This is a genomic window from Acidaminococcus hominis, from assembly GCF_022484025.1.
Classification (GTDB): Bacteria; Bacillota; Negativicutes; order Acidaminococcales; family Acidaminococcaceae; genus Acidaminococcus; species Acidaminococcus hominis.
Genome location: NZ_JAKVMG010000001.1, coordinates 2,829,265 through 2,849,717, shown reverse-complemented (window position 1 = coordinate 2,849,717; position 20,453 = coordinate 2,829,265). Strand labels below are relative to the sequence as shown.

Annotated in this window: 5 protein-coding genes and 2 CRISPR repeat arrays (1 of these 7 running past the window's edge); all 5 genes read right to left on the bottom strand. The window is 49.9% G+C overall.

Translation table 11 applies throughout. The annotated features are described in order from the left end of the window. Positions 1–65 precede the first annotated feature (65 nt). A CRISPR array of direct repeats spans positions 66–2,365; the repeat unit is 35 nt; unit sequence GTTTCCGTCCCCTTTCGGGGAATCATTTAGAAAAT. A 179-nt stretch (positions 2,366–2,544) separates the two neighbouring features. Then, positions 2,545–3,180: a CRISPR direct-repeat array (repeat unit 35 nt; unit sequence GTTTCCGTCCCCTTTCGGGGAATCATTTAGAAAAT). A 693-nt stretch (positions 3,181–3,873) separates the two neighbouring features. Further along, positions 3,874–4,719 carry a type II restriction endonuclease gene (locus LKE88_RS12885; protein ID WP_270441184.1) on the bottom strand — a complete coding sequence of 282 codons (846 nt, stop codon included), beginning with the start codon at positions 4,717–4,719 and terminating at the stop codon, positions 3,874–3,876. After that, positions 4,706–5,503: a DNA-methyltransferase gene (locus LKE88_RS12880; protein WP_270441186.1), complete on the bottom strand. Its 798-nt coding sequence runs from the start codon at positions 5,501–5,503 to the stop codon at positions 4,706–4,708. The genes LKE88_RS12885 and LKE88_RS12880 overlap by 14 nt, the downstream gene beginning before the upstream one ends. Positions 5,504–5,515: 12 nt before the next feature. Beyond that, entirely contained in the window at positions 5,516–6,421 is a 906-nt protein-coding gene (locus tag LKE88_RS12875; protein ID WP_270441188.1) for a DNA adenine methylase, read from the bottom strand. A 3,023-nt stretch (positions 6,422–9,444) separates the two neighbouring features. After that, positions 9,445–9,876, bottom strand: a complete 432-nt coding sequence (locus LKE88_RS12865) for a YbjN domain-containing protein (RefSeq protein WP_118286965.1) — start codon at positions 9,874–9,876, stop codon at positions 9,445–9,447. Positions 9,877–9,878: 2 nt separating this feature from the next. Beyond that, positions 9,879–20,453: the end of a hypothetical protein gene (locus LKE88_RS12860; RefSeq protein WP_276803852.1), read on the bottom strand. 19,773 nt of this gene lie beyond the right edge of the window; 10,575 of the gene's 30,348 nt are visible here — the last part of the coding sequence; the start codon falls outside the window, past its right edge — the gene reads right to left on this strand; its stop codon occupies positions 9,879–9,881.

Sequence of the window (20,453 nt, the reverse complement as noted above, 5' to 3'; positions counted from 1 at the left end):
CCCTTACGGGGAATCATTTGGAAAATCAACACTATAGACAAGTCTATCACTTGCAAAAAATGTCAGTTTCCGTCCCCTTTCGGGGAATCATTTAGAAAATGGCACACAATAAAAAGGAGTGTTTGACAATGTACAAGTTTCCGTCCCCTTACGGGGAATCCTTTAGAAAATTGATTGAGAAAATCACATTAACAAGAGAAATTTTACACGAGTTTCCGTCCCCTTACGGGGATTCATTAAATAATACTATCAAAAAGGGCTTTGTGATTAACTTTTCTTGTGAAACGCTGTTTCCGCCCCCTTGCGGGGAATCATTTAGAAATGAATTATTGGAATGGTGTATAGATAATGGTTGGATTGAAAAGTTTCCGTCCCCTTACGGGGAATCATTTAGAAAATTTTTTCGAAGAATGGGAAGGGGAAGCATGGGACTTGTAAATTACGTTTCCGTCCCCTTTCGGGGAATCATTTAGAAAATCCCCAAAAGCCAGTACAACAACTACGGCGGCTATAATTACCGGTTTCCGTCCCCTTTCGGGGAATCATTTAGAAAATCAATTTTACTTACTTAGCTATGAGCGGTCTTGTCCCGACTGAGTTTCCGTCCCCTTTCGGGGAATCATTTAGAAAATCGCAGAACTGGATGGTATTCAATCGTATCAAGTTTGGGTTTCCGTCCCCTTTCGGGGAATCATTTAGAAAATATTGAAATGAAAAACATGCAATTAGAATTTGCATTTTGCCAAAGTTTCCGTCCCCTTTCGGGGAATCATTTAGAAAATTTCTGCAATGAATGGAAGAACCTTCAGGAATACAAGGCGTTTCCGTCCCCTTTCGGGGAATCATTTAGAAAATACATTTATTTCCCATGGAATATTGATTACCGTGGCCGATGCTAGTTTCCGTCCCCTTTCGGGGAATCATTTAGAAAATGCCGACTAAATTTTATTTTGAAAAAGGGAGTGTTTTAAATGTTTCCGTCCCCTTTCGGGGAATCATTTAGAAAATCAAATGGTTTTAACAAATTCTTTTGAAAATCGTGTTGTTTGTGGTTTCCGTCCCCTTTCGGGGAATCATTTAGAAAATAGTTTAAAAACGGGAAAGTGTACTTGTACGGCGTACAGCGTGTTTCCGTCCCCTTTCGGGGAATCATTTAGAAAATGATAAAAAAAAGATTGAAGAGGTGTTAAAGGGGGCTTCTTATTGTGTTTCCGTCCCCTTTCGGGGAATCATTTAGAAAATGACGGCGGACGAATGGAAAAAGGAAAGGAAGTAAAAAAAATGGTTTCCGTCCCCTTTCGGGGAATCATTTAGAAAATCAAACAGTAATCATCATTAAACGCCAACAGGAGGCGATAGTTTCCGTCCCCTTTCGGGGAATCATTTAGAAAATAAAATGCACTCCTGAAGATGGGAGAAGGACTGAAAGAACAGAAAGTTTCCGTCCCCTTTCGGGGAATCATTTAGAAAATTTGAACATTGAGGAATTATTAACCAACATCTTTATGGCATTGAGTTTCCGTCCCCTTTCGGGGAATCATTTAGAAAATGGCGTCCTATCGTGACCATGCACTCACGAGGTACCTTTCAGGTTTCCGTCCCCTTTCGGGGAATCATTTAGAAAATCAGCTGGACGAAGTTTGAGGACCCAGAAATTGTAAAAATTGGGTTTCCGTCCCCTTTCGGGGAATCATTTAGAAAATAGTAGTTGTGTTTGAGTATCACGGAAATGCCGGTGCCCCTGTTTCCGTCCCCTTTCGGGGAATCATTTAGAAAATATAATCATGAAAACCATTAAAGGACTTAAGCATATGCGTTTCCGTCCCCTTTCGGGGAATCATTTAGAAAATAAAGGAAATGGGCTGGTGGAACAACGGCTATTCCCGGTTTCCGTCCCCTTTCGGGGAATCATTTAGAAAATGACATGCGGTCCCGCTAAGGTACCCCAGGTAACATCAACAGGTTTCCGTCCCCTTTCGGGGAATCATTTAGAAAATTATGTGAAGAATAAATGTGACTATAAACAGTCTGGACTCTTTGTTTCCGTCCCCTTTCGGGGAATCATTTAGAAAATGCACATCAAATTGATTATATTGATTATTCCGTTTTTGGTTTCCGTCCCCTTTCGGGGAATCATTTAGAAAATCTGAAGGATAAATCAATTAATATCCAATGGATACCCATGTTTCCGTCCCCTTTCGGGGAATCATTTAGAAAATCAAATTTCCCGACAATGAAACGACCGGCGCCGGAATTATGTTTCCGTCCCCTTTCGGGGAATCATTTAGAAAATTGCAAGATGGTATCCCGTGTTGTCCAACCCGGGCAATGTTTCCGTCCCCTTTCGGGGAATCATTTAGAAAATCCTAGCCCCTGGAAGCCGCTTTCTGCCTAGCTGAAAACAGGGAAAAACGGCGCTGTTGGAAAAATTGGAGAAAACGGGTGCACATAGCAGCGGTAAAATGCCTGCAAAGCCAGCCCCCATGCGGCCCGGCGCTGTTTTGGTTTTGGAAGAGCTGAAACAACAATATATAGAGATGGCCAAGGTTTCCGCCCCTTGCGGGGAATCATTTAGAAAATGGGAACCAATCCAGCGTATACAAGGTTATCCCGTTTGCGTAGTTTCCGTCCCCTTTCGGGGAATCATTTAGTAAATTCGGAACTGGGAAGAACTGGCACTCCGGCTGCGGTGTTCGTTTCCGTCCCCTTTCGGGGAATCATTTAGAAAATACGGCGACTATAAAACGCACATCATAGACAAAGATACACCGTTTCCGTCCCCTTACGGGGAATCATTTAGAAAATCAGATGAACCGTTTGATAATGACACGGCGTTTGAATGTTTTCGTCCCCTTTCGGGGAATCATTTAGAAAATTGTTCCTGTTTCTGTACGATTATTAGTTTATCAAATTGTTGCCAGTTTTCGTCCCCTTTCGGGGAATCATTTAGAAAATTTACATATCCCTTGGGACGGCAATAAGCTGGCTGACCAAGTGTTTTCGTCCCCTTTCGGGGAATCATTTAGAAAATTCCTAGAATCAGAGAAGCTGAAAGACTCCTGAGGGAAAAGAATGTTTTCGTCCCCTTTCGGGGAATCATTTAGAAAATAAGGGATCACATTCGGTATTAGCATTCCTTTCGGAAGTTTTCGTCCCCTTTCGGGGAATCATTTAGAAAATCCTAGCCCCTGGAAGCCGCTTTCTGCCTAGCTGAAAACAGGGAAAAACGGCGCTGTTGGAAAAATTGGAGAAAATGGGTGCACAGGGCAGCGTCAAAATGCCTGCAAGCCCTGATTCCATGCGGCCCGGCGCTGTTTTGGGGTGATGAAATACAGTACTACTATAAGTATAACGAAAAAGATGTGTGCGTGTAAAGGGAAACATTTTATAGGTAAGTGCAGAGGCTAGTGCGGCCGATTCCTCCTGGAGTCGCTTTGCTGGCCGCTATCACATGGATCATATTAACCAATTCTCTGCGCCTTATGGCCTTGATAAATCGTATAATATTACCATTCTCTTTTATAACTGATTATGATGATAAATAAGGCAAAAAGTAATTGCATGGCTCAATTGCTTGCGTAAATTCGCCATGCCCGCCTTTATCCCCCACCTAAGAGGTGGGGAACTTCTTGCGGATTAGGTAAATTTCTTGATGCCATGGAAGAAGCAGACTTTGAAAATTATGTGTATACCAAATTTACTGCCATTGTAGAAAACAGTAAAAACCAACCCTATGAATAATAAAAATCCCTCTTAGCAAAATGACATTCTGTTAAGAGGGATTTTTTATTTTTTCATGATTTTCCACTTTATTATGCGGTTTTACTTTTTATTTTATAGCAATATACCTATTTCATATGGAATAATGAAATTTTACCTGAACAACTTTTCCAATGCCCCATTTTCCATATCTGTAATATTATAAAGATTTTTCATGGTGTCGAAGGTTTCTTTTAGGTTTCTGCGGGCACTCTTCCAACCAGCACCATCGGTTACCCAAACAAATTCGACGCCTTTGGTCTTCTGCACTTCTTCTGCTATCATTTTATAGCTTCTGGATGTTTCATTTAACTTCGAACCACCACTGGCATAGAAATTTGTTTCAATCACATATATCGTTGATTTTGTTTTAACAACAAAATCCCAGCGTTTCGTTGAGGTTCCTTCTGCAGAAATTGCTGAAAGGTCAGCTCCCCACTTATTCTCGATTTCGGAAAGATACATTTCCTTATAGTATTCAGCACCCGTGTTTTTGATAAAACTTTCGACCAAATCTTCCATTTGGTGCCCGCCGCGATTTTTGCGTCCATTACTATCGAGCCCGGTTTCTACCCCCAGAACATAATCAACGAGGTTATGTACCTTTTGCCCTGCAATCAGGTTTAAAAGGCCGGTTTTCTTCATAAACACCAAATATTGATCAACCGAATAATTCATGTGCTTAAAGTCATAATTAAATGCCCCATCTTTATCTTGTGCATAAATTTCTGATGCACGAACGGCCAGCAAAATAGGAATACATTTAATAATTTCCGGGTATTTCTTCAGCATTTCCTCGAATTCAACTTCAATATTTTTTGACCCAATGAGGGCGTTCATAATATTGAGTTCAATTTTGATAGCGTCTACATTTTCATATACCTTTTCAAAATCCACATAGTAGCCGTACCCGTTTATGCTGGGCCGCATCTTTTGCAGCCAAGTGTCAAAATCTCTCATACTCCATTCTCCTCATCAATCGACGTTTAGAAAGCTCAATGTATTCTTGAACATTATCTATGCCTATATATTTTCGTTCCAGCATTTTAGCTGCAACACCCGTGGTAGAACTGCCACAGAAAGGATCTAATATAAGGTCATTTTTCTTCGTAGACGCAAGTATAATTTTTTCCAGAATATAAAGTGGTTTTTGAGTCGGATGTTTCCCTTCCGTTTTCTCTTTATTGGAAATTAGGGCCCCAGTCCAAACGTCTTTCATTTGTTTGCCGGCATTCATCTCTTTCATCAACGGATAGTTGAAATAATGCCTGGCCCCTTTGTCCTTCTTCTGTGCCCACAAAATCGTCTCTGTGCTATGGGTAAAACACCTACAGGCTAAATTGGGCGGTGGGTTGGTTTTCTGCCAGGTTATATTGTTTATAATTTTAAACCCTTCCTGTTCAAGGGCTACACCCACGCTGTAGATATTATGCAGGCTGCCGCTAATCCAAATGGTTCCATTCAGGGTTAATGCACTTTTGCAAAGCCGAATCCATCTGCGGTTGAATGCGTGCTTTTCTTCAAAAGAAGATATTTTATCCCAATCGCCCTTATTAACAGAAACTACTTTACCACCTTGGCAAGAGATTCCATTATTACTCAAAAAATAGGGTGGATCTGCAAATATCATATCGACTGTCCCTGGTTCGATTTTTTCAAGGGTAGAGAATGTATCACCAAGAATAAGCATTTCATTCTCTGTCTGGTAAAATGGTTCGATGTGTTCAGTAAAGATATTTTTCATACTTAGGCCACCTTAATAATTAGTTATAATAACCTCTTTTCCTTTTCTTTTAGAGGCGTCTCGATTTATCATCCGTGCAGCGTCAACATTTTCAATATGAAACCCCTCATAAAGCTTATGCACTAATTCTACGTCATTATTGCTCAGCATCACTTTTATGCCCTTGGCATCCAACTGTTTGAAAAGCCTTGCCAGGCGGCAATGCGCATCATAATTGAAACCTTCCTTCGTATAATCGGTGAAATTTGCCGTTGTGCTTTCTGGAATGTAGGGTGAGTCAAAATACACAAAATCTCCGGGTTCCACATCCTTGCAAGCCTCTTCAAAATCCCCCTTTCTAATTTCAACCTTGTTTTCATTAAGATACTGGCTAATATTCTTTAAATTCTCTTTATCCATGGAATTTCCATTCACTTTGTTATTATAAGGAACATTGAATAGGCCTTTTGAATTTACCCGATACAACCCATTAAAACAATGTTTATTAATCCAGATCATTAACGCCGCGCATTCAATATCCAGAGCCTGTAACTTAATTTTTTCATTGTATTTTTCCCGCATCTGCAAATAATATTCCTTATAACAATTACGAGCCTCCTCACAATCCCGCGCATTGGCATAATGACAAGTGTCAGAACACTCAAGAGCATCCCCGCAATAATAGGAATCATACTCTTCAATTTTACTGATCACTGCTTCTGCATTTGCTTTCAGTTGGGAATAGACGTTGAGTAATTGTTCATTCACGTCATTAATTACCGCTATATGTGGCTGAACATCTAATAGGAGCGCCCCTCCACCTATAAACGGCTCATAATACCGATTGTACTCTTTAGGCATGCGTTCTTCTAGTTTTTCAAGCAGCTGCTTTTTCCCACCAGCCCATTTTACGAACGGCTTTATTTTTAATTTACACATACTTAACCTTTCCTGTTAATGCATTTATATCAAGCGAACATGAATTCATTGCCTTATGGGTAATCTTTCAAGCTACTATACCCTATTATAAAGATTTAGAGCGAAACTGTAAATAATATGATAAAATTGCTCTCCTTTCCGTGTTTTTATGGATTTTTCCCATTCGATCTCTTATTTTTCCCTTTTATATTAGATTTTGAATCTTTAATATTTTTTTGAGTGAATTGTTCCAATTTTATAGGCATAATAAGTTGCAGGCAATTTGCAAACAACTTATTTCAAGCATAAATTGAAAAATCCATAGAAGATCTCTTCTGATAGAATGTAAGCGTCCAAACCAACACTCGGAGGAGAGAGATTTCTATAGATTTAGTATATTTTACCACAGATGCTCCTAAAAAGGAAAACAGCTTGCATTTGAGGGCGCGATCTCATCCAGATTCGTTGCAAAGACAATTCCCCCTATAAAATCGCTAAAGAGCTGGGCTGTGCACCAAATACTGTCCGCAAGGAAATCAAACGTGGTACGGTGCTTCTCTATGGAGGGAGTGGCAAACGGTACAAGGCCAAGGCGGGTCAGCAGACCTATGAGAGGAATCGTGCTGTCTGTTGCCGCCGCTATGACCGGTTTAAGAAGGATGCGTTCATCCAGTTGGCGAAACCGACCAGCGGCATTGAGCAGCTGCGCCTGAGCTTAAAATAACGGGCTGCCGCACTCCCCTGCCCCGCTTTCAGTAAGCTGGCAGCGTATCTTTCCAAAGCTTTTATACACACTTTGTATTTTTCTCAATTTAGTTATATTATTTTAACGAATATTTTCCCAATAATAAATTAAATTCCTCTTTTCAAGGACATATGCTGACAGAAGTTTAGAAATTCTGTTCGAAACTGTTTACCTGCCATACAATGGCCCTGGCCAGACCAGCTTTCAGCCGGGCTGCAAAGAACGCAGCAGTCTGGAATAGAGTGCCCTTCCGCCATGCGCTGTGGTCCTGCTTTAGACGCAAAAGCTGCCTCAAGGCCCGTTATTTCCCCTGTGAGGCCTCTGCGCCTTACCTGGGATATGGAAGTGGCCCAGGCAGAAAGCCCGGCTTAGACGGCCGCTGGCTGCGTCTCAGACGGTCACTGTACCCTGCGAAACCCTGGCAAAAGGATCCCCACAGCGCCGCCCCCATTTACCCGAATATGCCCTTGTCCAGAAAATAACGGGGGTATATCCGGCAAATACGAATGCCTCTATTACGCCCAAATTTGATTTCTGAGAGGCTTTTTGTATATAAGGCATATCCGTGTAAGCAAACCGGGGTTTAAAACCGTTAAAAACGATTTTTGAGCCGATTGAAAATTGACCACCTTCGCAGCAAACAGCGTCCCGTTACAAAATCGAGTTATCCACAGGCTGCGCTGTCACCCCCTAGTAAGTTACTATCGCCTAAGTAGGTTTACAATCACCTATCAAGAACTATCGCTCTGCAACTAGTAGTGTAGTACCACGATCCATCGCTCAACTAGGTTTTAAAGCTTTGACTTGACTTAAATTAGCTTAACTTGACTTAACTTATATTGGGTTGCCACTTGGTTGTCAATTGGTTGTCAATTGGTTGTCAGGAAAGACTGGAGACAAACGACGAAACATGAAATATGCAATATAACGATATTTTATCATATAAAATTTGCTAGTTTGAATTTATTTCTTTATTATATATTGTTGGAAAAGAACAAACTGTGTAGGTGAAGGGGCGGCGCAGTTGAACATCCCCATTGCCGCTTTGCGGCCTTTCCCCAGAGGGGACATGTTGGTCCCCTTTTGAGGCTAGTGCGGCGAGGACGGTAGCTGAACCAGGTCAAAGTTTCCAACGAAATTACTTTTAGCTGCAGAAAACTCTGTACCGGATTTTTGGTCGATGTTCTCAACGGGTGTAGTGCGGACATCCTACTTTTGAACCCCATCCGCCGGTGATTTCACCGCCACCTTCCCCTTTACCTGTTCGCATAGCGAACAGGTAAGGAGAAGGCATATGCGGCGCTAGCGCCGCGAAAACCGAATTGAACTTCTATCGGCGCCTTGCGGCGCCACTTCCTTCACGTTTGAAGGAAGCTTCCATAGCAATTACTGGTCATTTTTATTTCAGCACTTTAGATTTTACTCGACCAGTGGTGGACTGGAAGCCTACCACAAGCGTGTAGTAGGTGTCAGCCGCTAGGCTGACGGAGGAAGTTCACCCCAGCATTTGCGGCGTTAGCCGCATGCCTTCTCCACCCAACAACAGTCCAAGGTGGGGAAGGTGCCTGACGCCAGGAAGGCGGTTGGGGCCTGCAGAAACAGACTTCTAGAACTAGCCGATTGCAAACAACGAAAGTATTCCTGCATTCAGTTGTCTGCCTCGTTGCGGCAGTTTCCAAGTTTTCTTGGAAACTGCCCTGTGATGAGCAGAGCGAATCACCAACGAGGAAGTCGCCACCGTGCGTTCCTGGCAAGCGTGGTGAGTCAACTGCGGTCCATTGGAACGCAGGGTGGCGGAAGGTTCCCTCGCTCCCCCGCCGCTTCGGCGGGGCGAATACACACAAAACAAACTTGAGCAATGTAACTGCCACTCCGTAGTGTCCTGGAGTCTTCATCGTCGTCCTGATAGGCCCTTGCGGGTCCCGGTTTTTGTAAGGTGTCGGCACTTCAGTGGCCCATGCCCAAAGTAAGGATACGATAGAGTGGCAGCGCAAATCCACCCAAAGTATCTGCAACAAATTTGCCAGTACTAGCCTGATTACAGCTTGTGGTACACCGTTTCTGCGGGCTGTGTTTTCAAAAACAATCAGCGCTCCGTCGCGTTTTTGAAAATATACCCCAAAGAGAACGGAAAGGCAAACATTGCGAACACCATCAAGGATTCCCGAATGGGCCCGCACCCATATTAGTAGTGGTCCGCACCACCCAATCCAACCTCAAAGAGAACAAAATTTCAATACAAAACAGGCGGCCTCACGGCCGCCTGTTTCGCTTATTGCACTTTTCCTACAATATTCTCTTACTTCCAAATCAATTTCATGAACTTGGGATATGCTTCTTTCAAATGTTGATCCAGGCTTTGGAACAGGCCATAGACCAGGCCGCCATCTACTTTGTCGTCGGGAAGCAGGACGCTGACGTCCAGTACCAGGTTGCCGGCGTCGTCCAGGTAGTACTTGAAGGCTTTGTACTGGCGGTTGTACTGGTTGATCAGTTTCAGCAGGTCAGCTTCGTTTTCTTTCTTCTGGGCTTTGGGGGTTACCAGCAGGCGGATGATGCCATAGACGCTTTTGTCCAGGATCAGGATCACGGGGATCCGGGCTTCTTCCAGGGCCAGGTGGGAGCGGAACACGACGGTGTCCACGGGGTCTTTGGCGATTTCCTCACGGGTAAAGTCCTTCAGTTTTGCTTTGTCCAGATAGGCTTGAAAATTCTCTGCTTTCTTGTTCATTGTTAGTCCTTCTTTCCGTTTTGGTTTTGTTCTTCTTGCTCTTGGTCTTGCTCTTTGTCTTGCTCTACTACTATATCAACTCTGGCAGGTTCCATATCCATGGAAACTGCAGCGGTGACATCCATCAGGTCGTACCGGTCAGCCAGGGAGATTTCGGGGTGCAGGTACACGGTCCAGAAGTTGCTGCTGTCCTGATCCTGCATCAGACCCATGACTTCCACGACGCTGTAGCGCTGCGGGTACACGTAATTGTGTTCTCTCAGTTCTACCAGGTTGCCGTTGCTGTACTGGGTGTTGCCCTGGGCGTCGAAGTGGAGATACATCCACTTGCCATCCTTGCCGTACACGTTTCCGGTGTCCAGCCACCGATCCAGCTGGGAAGCGGGGTCGTTGAGCAGCACGTTGTTCCAGTAGGTGCTGTCCATGGTTTCATCAGGGATGGGCAGGGTGCCGTAGACCTGGGTCTTCATGACGCCGTTGCTGAAGTACACTTTATCCAGTACGTACAGTTTTTCGATGTCCAGTTTGCCCTTGGTGGCGGTAATGCTGCCATTGCGCAGCCACAGCTGTTTGAACCGGGCGCCTACGCTGGTCTGAATATCGTCCATTTGCAGGTATTCCACAGGCTGGTCGTCCCGGGCGCCTTTCACGTCGAAGACGATGTAACCGTCGCTGTCCTGACGTTGGGTGATCTTGTCTACGCCAATGTCGGAACCGGACAGGTCTACTTCCTGGCCTGCGTTGACGTTGCCTACGTCCATGGTCTTTTCGGGATTCCGAACGAACAGGGCCACAGGTTTGCCGTCCACAGTATCCAGGTACAGGTTGCCGTCCTTCACTTCCACGCCCACCTTCTGCAGGGCTTTCAGGCTGTAGAGGTCTACATCGCCGCTGCCGCTGTGGTTGATGGAAATGTTGCCGGCAGGGGCTTGTACATAGCCCTGGTCGCCGTTAGGCTGCCGGTTGTGGTCGGTAATGTCGCCGGTACCGGTGGTGGTCAGGTCCACGCTGCCTTCCGTGGCGCTGGCGGTGATGCCGGTGCCTGCGGTCAGGTGGTCACCGGTCTGGGTGACATTGCCGCCGGCTGCCTGGAGCAGGGTTTCAGTGCCGCTGTCCACGCTGCCTTTCAGGTCCACATTGCCGCTCTGGGCATCCAGGGTAGCGGCAGTACCGCTTTGGATATCGCCGGTGTAGTTCACATTGCCCTGGGTCTGGGTTTCAAAGGTGGCTGCGCCCTTGGTGTCGGTCTTACCAGTTACGGTAATGTTGCCGACAGCGGTCTGTACCAGAGCGTCTTTGCCGCTCTTGATGGCTTCCGGTCCGTAGGCTTCGGTGCTGGTCAGGTCAATGCTGCCGGTGCCGGTGGAGACTTTTACGTCCCCAGCGCCGGTGGTTTCCAGCTGGCCTTTCACGTCCACATTCCCTTCCTGGGCGCTTGCCACGGTAGTGCCGGTGGCAGAAGTGGCTTTGCCCTGGATGGCAATGTCGCCTACGGTGTTCTGCACGGTGGTGGTATTGCCGCCGGTGAGGAGTGTATCCGCACCTTCCTTGCCTGCCGTGATGGTGCCGTGGTCGGTGGTAATGGACAGGTCCTTGCCGGCCGTAGCGTTGCCGTCAAGCACGATGTTGCCTTGGCTATCATCCGCGCCGCTGTCGCTGGCCTTGATGGTAGCGTTGCCTGCGGTACCGGTGAGGTCGCCGGTGAAGTTCACGTTACCGTTTTCAGCCGCAATGCTGGCTGCATTGGAGCCGGTAACATTTCCGGTTACGGTGACGTTGCCCTTATTGGCATCTACGCCGTCCTTCTCGCTAGCCAAAATGGCTGCATCGCCGCCATTTGCGGTGAGGTCGCCCTTCAGGTCTACGGAGCCTTCAGCTGCGCTGAGCTCTGCGTCAGTACCGGCCAGTACATCACCGGTTACGGCCACATCGCCCTGGGTGGTGGTTTCTACCAGTACGCCGACTGCGCTGTCGATGGCCTTGTCTTTGCCCGCATTATCCAGGGTAATATCCCCGGTCTTGGTGGTTACGCTGACCTTGCCGCCATCATTGGTGACCAGTTCACCGGTTACGCCGATGTTGCCCTGGTTGGTGGTTTTCACCGTCAGGTCGGAACCGGAGGTAATGGTCACAGGAACAGCTGCGGCCTGAGGATCCGTGGTGGCTGCCGTACCCACCGCAATGTCGCCATTGTTGGTGGAGATGGTGGCCGTGGTTCCAGCAACCACATCCCCTGCTACGGTGATATCGCCATCGCCGTCATCATCGTAGGCAGTATCTGCTGCGGCAATGACTACCGCTGCATCACTGTTGACTACAGGGTTGCCAACTTCGCCCTTGGTAAGGGTTACCTGGCCTTCCCCGGTGGTTACCCGTACATCGCCGTTGCCGCCTTTAGCGGTAATCAGCTCACCAGTAGCCGCCACATCGCCGGAAGTAATGGCTTCCAGGGTGGTGCCGGATTGGGAAGTGGCCGTGCCTTTATAGGTCACATTGCCGTTATCGGTGCCCAGGTTGATGGTGGTGCCGGCATTCAGGTCGCCGGTGACAGCCACGTTGCCGTCGCCCTGGGGCTTGTACACGTCGCCTTCTTCGCCGTCCTTCACCAGTTCATAAGCGTGAACTGCTACGGACTGTGCTGCCGTGATGTCGCCGGTAATTTCCACATCGCCGACGTCGTTAGCAGTAGTTCCCAGATCCGTTGCCGTTACCAGGGCGTTGCCGCCGCTGGTGATGACCGGAGCATTGCTGCTGTCCTTATTCAGGGTTGCCTTGCCTTCGGTGGCTTTGACAACTATGTCGCCGGTGCCGGTGGTAACCAGTTGGCCGGTGACAGCCACATCGCCGCCTTTGTCCAAGGTTTCTACCGTGGTGCCGTCCTTGGAGGTGACGGTACCGGTTACGGTCACGTCGCCCTGGGTGGTGGTTGTGATAGCTGCCGTGGTGCCGGCGGTGATGGTTCTGGGCTCTCCAGCCTTGCCTACCGCAATGTCGCCCTTGTTGGTGGTAACCTGCACAGCGCCGTCCTTAGCGGTTACATCACCGTTCAGGTTGATGCTGCCGTCCTTGTCTGCGCCTGCTGCGTAGGTGTCAGCCGTGGCTTTAATGGTCGCATCGCCTGCACTGCTGATGACATTCTTTTCGTCGCCCACCTGGTTCAGGGTCACAAGGCCCTTGGTGGCGGTGACGTTTACATCGCCTTCTGCTGCGGTGGTCTCCAAGAGGCCCGTTACGGTGACATTGCCGCCGTTCTCCAGGGTCTGTACCGTAGTGCCGTTAGGCGAGGTTACGGTACCGTACACGGTCACGTCGCCTTCCTGGGACTGGACAGCTGCGGTATTGCCCGCGGTGATGGTGTTCGGGGCCTTCTCAGCACCTACATTGACAGCGCCTTTCTTGATATCCACAAGTACTTTGCCGGCGGCTATAATGTCGTCGCTTACCGTGATAGCGCCTTCAGTGCTGGCCTGTACCGTAGCGTCTGCGCCGCTGTTAATGACAGGGGTAACCGCTTCATTGCTCTGCAGGGTAATGCTGCCGGTATCCGTGGTGACGCTGACGGAGCCAGGAGTCTTGCTGCCAGTTACGGCAGGATCCGTAATCAGCTGGCCCTTGACGGTGATATCGCCGTTGGTATCGGTATTCACCGCTACCCCGGTGGCACCCGTGAGGATGCTTTGTTGCGTGGCATCGCCCACCGTAATGTTGCCATTCTTGGTGGTAACCAGTACGTCTGCAGCAGAGGAGGTGACGTTCCCTTCTACCAGGATGTCGCCTACCTCGTTCTCACCCGTGCTGCTGTCGGAAGTCTCCAGCTTGGCCTGGCCGTTCTTGGCCAGCAGGTCGCCCTTCAGGGTGACGTTGCCGTCAGCTGCTTCCAGAGCTGCCGTGGTAGCGCCGGTGACGTTGCCAGTGACGCTGACACTGCCGTCTTCGGTCTGTACCAGAGCAGCCTGACTGCTGCTCACTACATCCACGCCGTCCTTGGTCTTGGTCAGGGTGATGTCCCCGTCCTTGGTCAGGACTTTCACATCGCCTTTATTGGTGTTTTCAGTGTCCGCCGTTACCAGCTTGCCGGTGACTTCAATATCGCCGGAGGTCAGGGCCTGGAGGGTGGTGCCGGTTTCGGAAGTGGCCGTACCGGTGAAGGTAATCTTGCCGGTGTCGGACTTCAGGCTTACCGCCTGGTCAGCAGTTACGTCACCATTTACGGTGAGGGTACCCGTGCTGGCCACCGGTTTGCCGTTTTCACCCAGGGTGTAGGAGCGCAGCACAGCGTCGCCGCCGTTGCTCTTGACTACAGGCTTACCAGTAACTCCGCTGGTGAGGCCCACCTTGCCCTGGGTTTCCACCAGAACATCGCCGCTGGTGGCACTTAGAGCGCCGTAGACGTCAATGGCTCCGGTGGTGCTGGAGATGGTGGTATCGGTACCGGTCAGGGTGTAGCCCGTCTTGGTAGTACCATCGCCCACCTTGATGTTGCTGTTATTGCTCTTTACTGCCAGTTCGTCAGCAGCCGTTACGTTGCCCTGGATATCGAGGATATCCTTAGTCGGGTCTGCTGCTGCGCCCTTAATCTGTACCAGTACATCGCCCTTGCTGTCGATGGCCGTGGCAGTGGTATCACCCTCTGCCGCCGTCAGGCTGAGCTTGCCGGTATTGGTCAGGACTCTGACATCTCCGTCTTCTGCCGTGGTGGACAGTTTGCCAGTAACCCCAAGGGTACCGCTGTCCTTGACTTCCACGGTGGTGCCTTCTGCCGACTGTACGTTGCCGGTAACGCTGACATCGCCGGTGTAGGTGCCAATATCGGCGGTCTTGGCTGCAATCACATTGCCGGTGATGGCCACATCGCCTTCGCCTGCGTAAACCGGTGCTTCAACCGTGCCCGTATTGGTGTAGGCGTGAACCACTGCGTCGCTGGTGCTGTTAATGGCATCAGCTTTGCCGTTATCCAGGGTAATGGTGCCGTTGTCTGCCAGTACCTGTACATCGCCGGTATCCACTTTGCCGTCAGCCACATCTGCCGTGGTCAGCTGGCCCTTCACCGTAATATCGCCGTCAGTAATGGTGTGTACCGTGGTGCCATTCTGGGAAGTGGCCGTACCGTACAGCGTAATGTCGCCGTTGGTGTTCTCAATCACCGTGGTGGTGGCTGCCGTAATGGCAACATCCTTGCCGCCTTCGCCTGCTTCATTAGCAGCTGTACCAGCGGTAATGGTACCGTTGGAAGCGGAGATGATCACATTGGCCTTGTCGGAAGTGACATTGCCCTGGATATTTACGTTGCCCAGTTCATCAGCCGGATCAACGTCTGCTTCCGCATCCGTTGCTGCGATCTTGGCCGTGCCGTTCTTGGCTTCCAAATTACCCTTCAGGTCTACAGAACCATTTGCTGCGCTGAGTTCGGCCGAGGTAGCGGCGGTAACATCGTCGGTGACGTCCACATTGCCCTTCAGGCTTTGGACAGCCACGGACCCGCTGCTTTCCACAGGCTGGTCGTAGACAACTCCCTGCTGACCCTCAGCGGCTGCTATAGCCGTGGGATTCAGGGTGATGTTGCCGTCAGCGGTCTTGATGAGCACATTGCCGGTATTAACTACGTCGTCCTTGTCATCGGCATCCTTCGTCATCACTTCGCCGTGGATGGCAATATTACCGGACTTGGTGGCTTCTATCGTGGTATCGTTCTGGGAGGTGCTCAGGCCGTACAGGGTAATGTCGCCATTTTCGGTCTGGAGGGTTGTGGTGCTCTGGGACTGGAGGGTAACGGCTTTCGTGTCAGAGCCAACATGGATGTCGCCCTCTCCGGTCGCTTTAATATTGATGCTTTCGGCATTCACATTGTCATTGATGAACTGGTCATTTCCGGCATTCAGTTCGACCTTGCCGTTAATGGATTTAACTTCACCATTGTTTACCAGGTCATGCCCTGCCGTCATGGTAATATTGCCGTCAGCAGTCACATCTTCTTCATTCGTGATATCGCCATTCGTCTTATTCTCAGCCGTCAGGGTAATGGTGCCCTTGGAACCTATGGCACTCAAGGCCCCTTTATTGGTAATCCCCATGTTGGTGGAGGTCATCGCAATATTGCCAGCCGCAGTCTTAATTTCTTCAGTACTGGAGTTGGTAATCTGGTTGCCTGCAGTAAGGGTAATGCCCGTGCCGGCCTCAATGCCAGCGCTGTTGGTGATGGCACCGGTGTCTGCCTTAGTGGACGTGGCATTCAGGGTTACTGTGCTAGTTTCAGACTTCACCTTGCCCGTATTGGCAATGTTGCCGCCAGTAGAATCCATGGTAACAGCCGTTTTGCCCGTTACCGTGCTACTGTTGGTAATATTTCCGCCAGCATCCAGGTCCACTTTACCAGAGGTAGCCTTCTCATCACCGGCCGTCACAGCACCGGCATTGGTCAGGGTAGTGTCTGCACTTTCTACTACATTGGTATAAGCCTTCACCGTAGAAGCGTTGTTGATGCTGCCATTCAGAAGGCCGTTGGCAGTCTGGTTGACAGAGCCTGCCGTAGATTCCACAGCTCCATGGGTTGCAATGGCCCCATCGCTCAGGGTTTCCATGGTAATGGTACCGCCTGCGGTGGTGGTGCCGTTTACGTCAATGCCTTTCACACCTTGGCTATTGCCAGTGTTCACGCCCAGGTCGATGGTGCCGTTTGCACTCAGGCTGCCGTCGATGTCGATATCGCCGACGCCAGAATAGTCGTGCTTGTCGCTGGTGCCGTTATCCACGTAGGTATGTACCGTGAGGGAGCCGTCACTGTCGACTACCTTATCAGCAGTATTGCCAGTACCATTGTTCAGGCTGATATTGCCCATGGGGGTCAGGACGCTGATATTGCCCTTGCCGTCCTCGGTGGTAACCAGCTTGCCGGTAACGTCGATGTTGCCCTGGCTCGTGGTCTGGACGGTCAGATTGGAACCTGCTTCCAGAGTAACCGCTGCGCCAGTTGCACCCACCGTAATGTCGCCATTATCAGTGGAAATCTCGGCGGTGGTGGCGGCTTTTACGTCGCCTTGAATCGTAACGTTGCCATCAGTATCTGTATCATAAGCATCGTCAGCTGCGGTAATGGTTACAGAACCATCACTGCTGACTACAGGGTTGGCGCTTCCTTTGGTCAAGCTTACCGCACCCTGCTCAGTGGTAACGTTGATATTGCCCTTGCCGCCCTCGGTGGTAACCAGCTTGCCGGTAACGTCGATGTTGCCCTGGCTCGTGGTCTGGACGGTCAGATTGGAACCTGCTTCCAGGGTAACCGCTGCGCCAGTTGCCCCCACCGTAATGTCACCATTATCGGTAGAAATCTCGGCGGTAGTAATGGCTTTTACATCGCCGTTGACATTGATGTTGCCCAGGTTGTCCACACCATCTTTGTCAGATGCCGTAACACTGACGCTGTTGGCGCTGTCGATGACGTAGTCGGCAGCAGGAGTTGTAGTACCTGCTACGCTGCCGTACTTGTTCAGGGTAACCTTGCCTTCGGTGGCGGTGACGGTAACCGTACCATAATCTGCACCGGTGGTCTTCAGGTTACCATTGACGGTAACGTCGCCAGTGGTGTTGGTGGCTACGTTCAGGGCAGTGCCAGCCTTGACGGCACTGTAGTTGGTCTCGCTGGTACCTACTTGAATGTCGCCCCGATCGGTATGGATATCTACAGAAGTAGCACCGATCACATTGCCTACAATATCGATGTCGCCGAGAGTAGCATCATCCGTATCGCCAGCATCAGAAGCCGTAATGCTGACTGCTGCACCGCTGTTGATGACGTCATCACCCGTTGCAGTAGTCTTATTCAGGCTGACTTTGCCTTCCGCAGCGCTAACAGTTACGTCGCCGACCTCAGAGCCGTTGACGGCTGCGGTGGTCAGGCTGCCGTTGACGGTAACGTTGCCTTGTTTGGTGGTCTTCACATCCAGAGTGGTGCCTGCGCTGACGGCGCTGGGTACGCCATCCGGAGTTCCAGTACCCACGGTAATATCGCCGTAGTTGGTGGTGATGGCTACAGAGGTCTTGCCCGTTACGTCGCCTTTAATCGTAACGTTGCCATCAGTATCTTCATCATATACCGTATCGGCTGCGGTAATGGTTACAGAACCATCGCTGCTGACTACAGGGTTGGTGCCGCCTTTGGTCAAGCTTACCGCACCCTGCTCAGTGGTAACGCTGATATTGCCCTTGCCGCCTGTGGTGGTAAGCAGTTCGCCGGTTACGTCGATATTGCCGCTTTCGGTAGCTTCCACCGTCAGGTCGGAACCAGCTTCCAGGGTAACCGCTGCGCCAGTTGCCCCCACCGTAACGTCACCATTATCGGTGGAAACCTTAGCTGTGGTAATGGCTTTTACATCGCCGTTGACGGTGATGTTGCCGTCATCAGTTCCGCCCACATCAGTCTTTGCATCAATGGCCTGCACGGAGACGCTCTTGGCACTGTCGATAACGTAGTCGGCAACAGTAGCTGTAGTACCTGCTACATTGCCGTACTTGTTCAGGGTAACCTTGCCTTCGGTGGCTTTGACGGTAACTGTACCATAATCTGCACCGGTGGTCTTCAGGTTACCATTGACGGTAACGTCACCAGTTCCTGCGGTGGAAATTTCCAGGGCTTTTACAGCCTTGACTGCACCAGGAGTTGCCTCAGCCGTACCAACGGTAATATCGCCGTTGGTGGTAGTAATGGTCACGCCGTCGGTGTCAGAAACTACATTGCCTTTGACCGTGATGTTGCCATCATCGTTAGATTCAGCTGCTTCTGCTTCATCGTAGGCTTGGATCTTGGCCAGACCGTTGTTGGCCGTCAGGTTGCCAGTCAGGTTTACATGACCTTCCTTGCCGTCCAGGGTTGCGGTGGTAGCACCAATCACGTTGCCCGTTACATCGATGTCGCCTGCGCCCGTCTGTACCAGAGCAGCCTTGCTGCTGTTTACTACATCCTTGTCATCGCCTGTGCCGTAGTTCAGGACGATGTCGCCTGCGGCGGTCTTCACGTTAACATCGCCAGTGGTGATACCTTCAACCGTAGCATCATCTGCCGTTACCAGTTTGCCGGTTACATTGATGTCACCGCTCTTGGTGGCTTCTACCGTCAGGCCAGAGCCAGAAGTAATGGTTACAGGAGCTGCTGTGGTCGTGCTCGGAGCCGTAGCTGCTGCCGTACCTACCGTAATGTTACCTTGGTCAGTAGAAATCTCGGCCGTGGTGGCGGCTTTTACGTTGCCGTTGACGGTGATGTCGCCGACGCCATCAACTCCATTCTCACTGCTGTCGGAAGCGGTAACGCTTACGCTGTTGGCACTGTTGATGACTTCGGTTGCAGGATCACTACTATAAGCCTTATTGCCAGCCGTAGTCAGGGTTACATTGCCGTCGGTGGCGCTGACGCTAATCGTACCTGTCTTTGCATCTAGCGTTGCCAGGTTGCCGTTGACAGTGATGTTACCAGCCATCGTAGTGGAAACGTCTAGGGTGGTGCCTGCCTGTACTGCGGTGGCTACTCCGCCATCGCCCGAAGTGCCCAGGGTAATATCGCCTTGGTCCGTGTTGATGGTCACAGAGGTGTTACCGAGCACGTTGCCTTTCACCAGAATGTCGCCAAGGCCAGCTGTTCCACCCTTGGAGTTTTCGGAAGCGTTGATGATGACGCTGTTACCGCTTGTCACCACATCAGTTACCTTGCCGCCGGCTGCGGTTTTGCCGGCTGCGGTCAGGCTGACATTGCCATTGGCTGCGCTGACGGTTACTGTGCCTTTAGTTGCATCCATGGTGCCCAGACTGCCGTTAACGGTTATGTTACCAGCTGTGGTAACGGTAACCTCCAGGGCAGTATTTGCGAATACTGCGCTGTAATTATCAGTGGTGTCAGTGCCCAGCGTGATGTCACCTTTGTCGGTAGTAATCAGCACATCGGCCTTGTCAGAATCAACATCGCCTTTCACCAGGATGTCGCCTGCAAGAGGATCAGTATGCGTACCAGTAGTGTAATCTCCGCTATTGGAAGCTTGCAGCTTGGCCTGTCCGTCTTTGGCAGTCAGGTCGCCAGTCAGGGTGAGTGCGCCATTGGTGGCGGTGACAGCAGCTCCCTTGGCAGCAATAACGTTGCCAGTGATTGCTACATCGCCCAGCACATCATCATCAGCTATGTCGTCGGAAGCGGTGATGCTCACGCTGTTGGCACTGTTGATAACTTCGGTTGCAACAGGAGTGTTTTCAGCCAAGGTCGTGCCGGCCTGGGTCAGGCTTACGCTGCCATTTTCAGCGCTGACGGTAACGGTGCCACTGGTGGAATCCGTAGTTTGCAGGTTGCCGTATACGTCAATGCTGCCGGCGGTGGTAGTGGTGATTTCCAGTGCCTTTGCAGCTTTGACTGCGCTTGCAGTTGTAGTAGCTTCGCCAATTTGAATGTTGCCTTGGGTTGCGTTAATGGTCACGCCGTTGGTTGCAGAGAGAACGTTGCCTTTGACGGTGATATTGCCGACACCAACAGTTCCGTCCTCACTGCTGTCGGAAGCGGCAATCTTGGCCAAGCCGTTGTTGGCGGTCAGGTCGCCAGTCAGGCT

Excerpts from the sequence above, each read along its gene's own strand:
- LKE88_RS12885 (WP_270441184.1), bottom strand. The coding sequence starts at position 4,719 with ATGAGAGATTTTGACACTTGGCTGCAAAAGATGCGGCCCAGCATAAAC.
- LKE88_RS12865 (WP_118286965.1), bottom strand. The coding sequence starts at position 9,876 with ATGAACAAGAAAGCAGAGAATTTTCAAGCCTATCTGGACAAAGCAAAA.
- LKE88_RS12880 (WP_270441186.1), bottom strand. The coding sequence starts at position 5,503 with ATGAAAAATATCTTTACTGAACACATCGAACCATTTTACCAGACAGAG.
- LKE88_RS12875 (WP_270441188.1), bottom strand. The coding sequence starts at position 6,421 with ATGTGTAAATTAAAAATAAAGCCGTTCGTAAAATGGGCTGGTGGGAAA.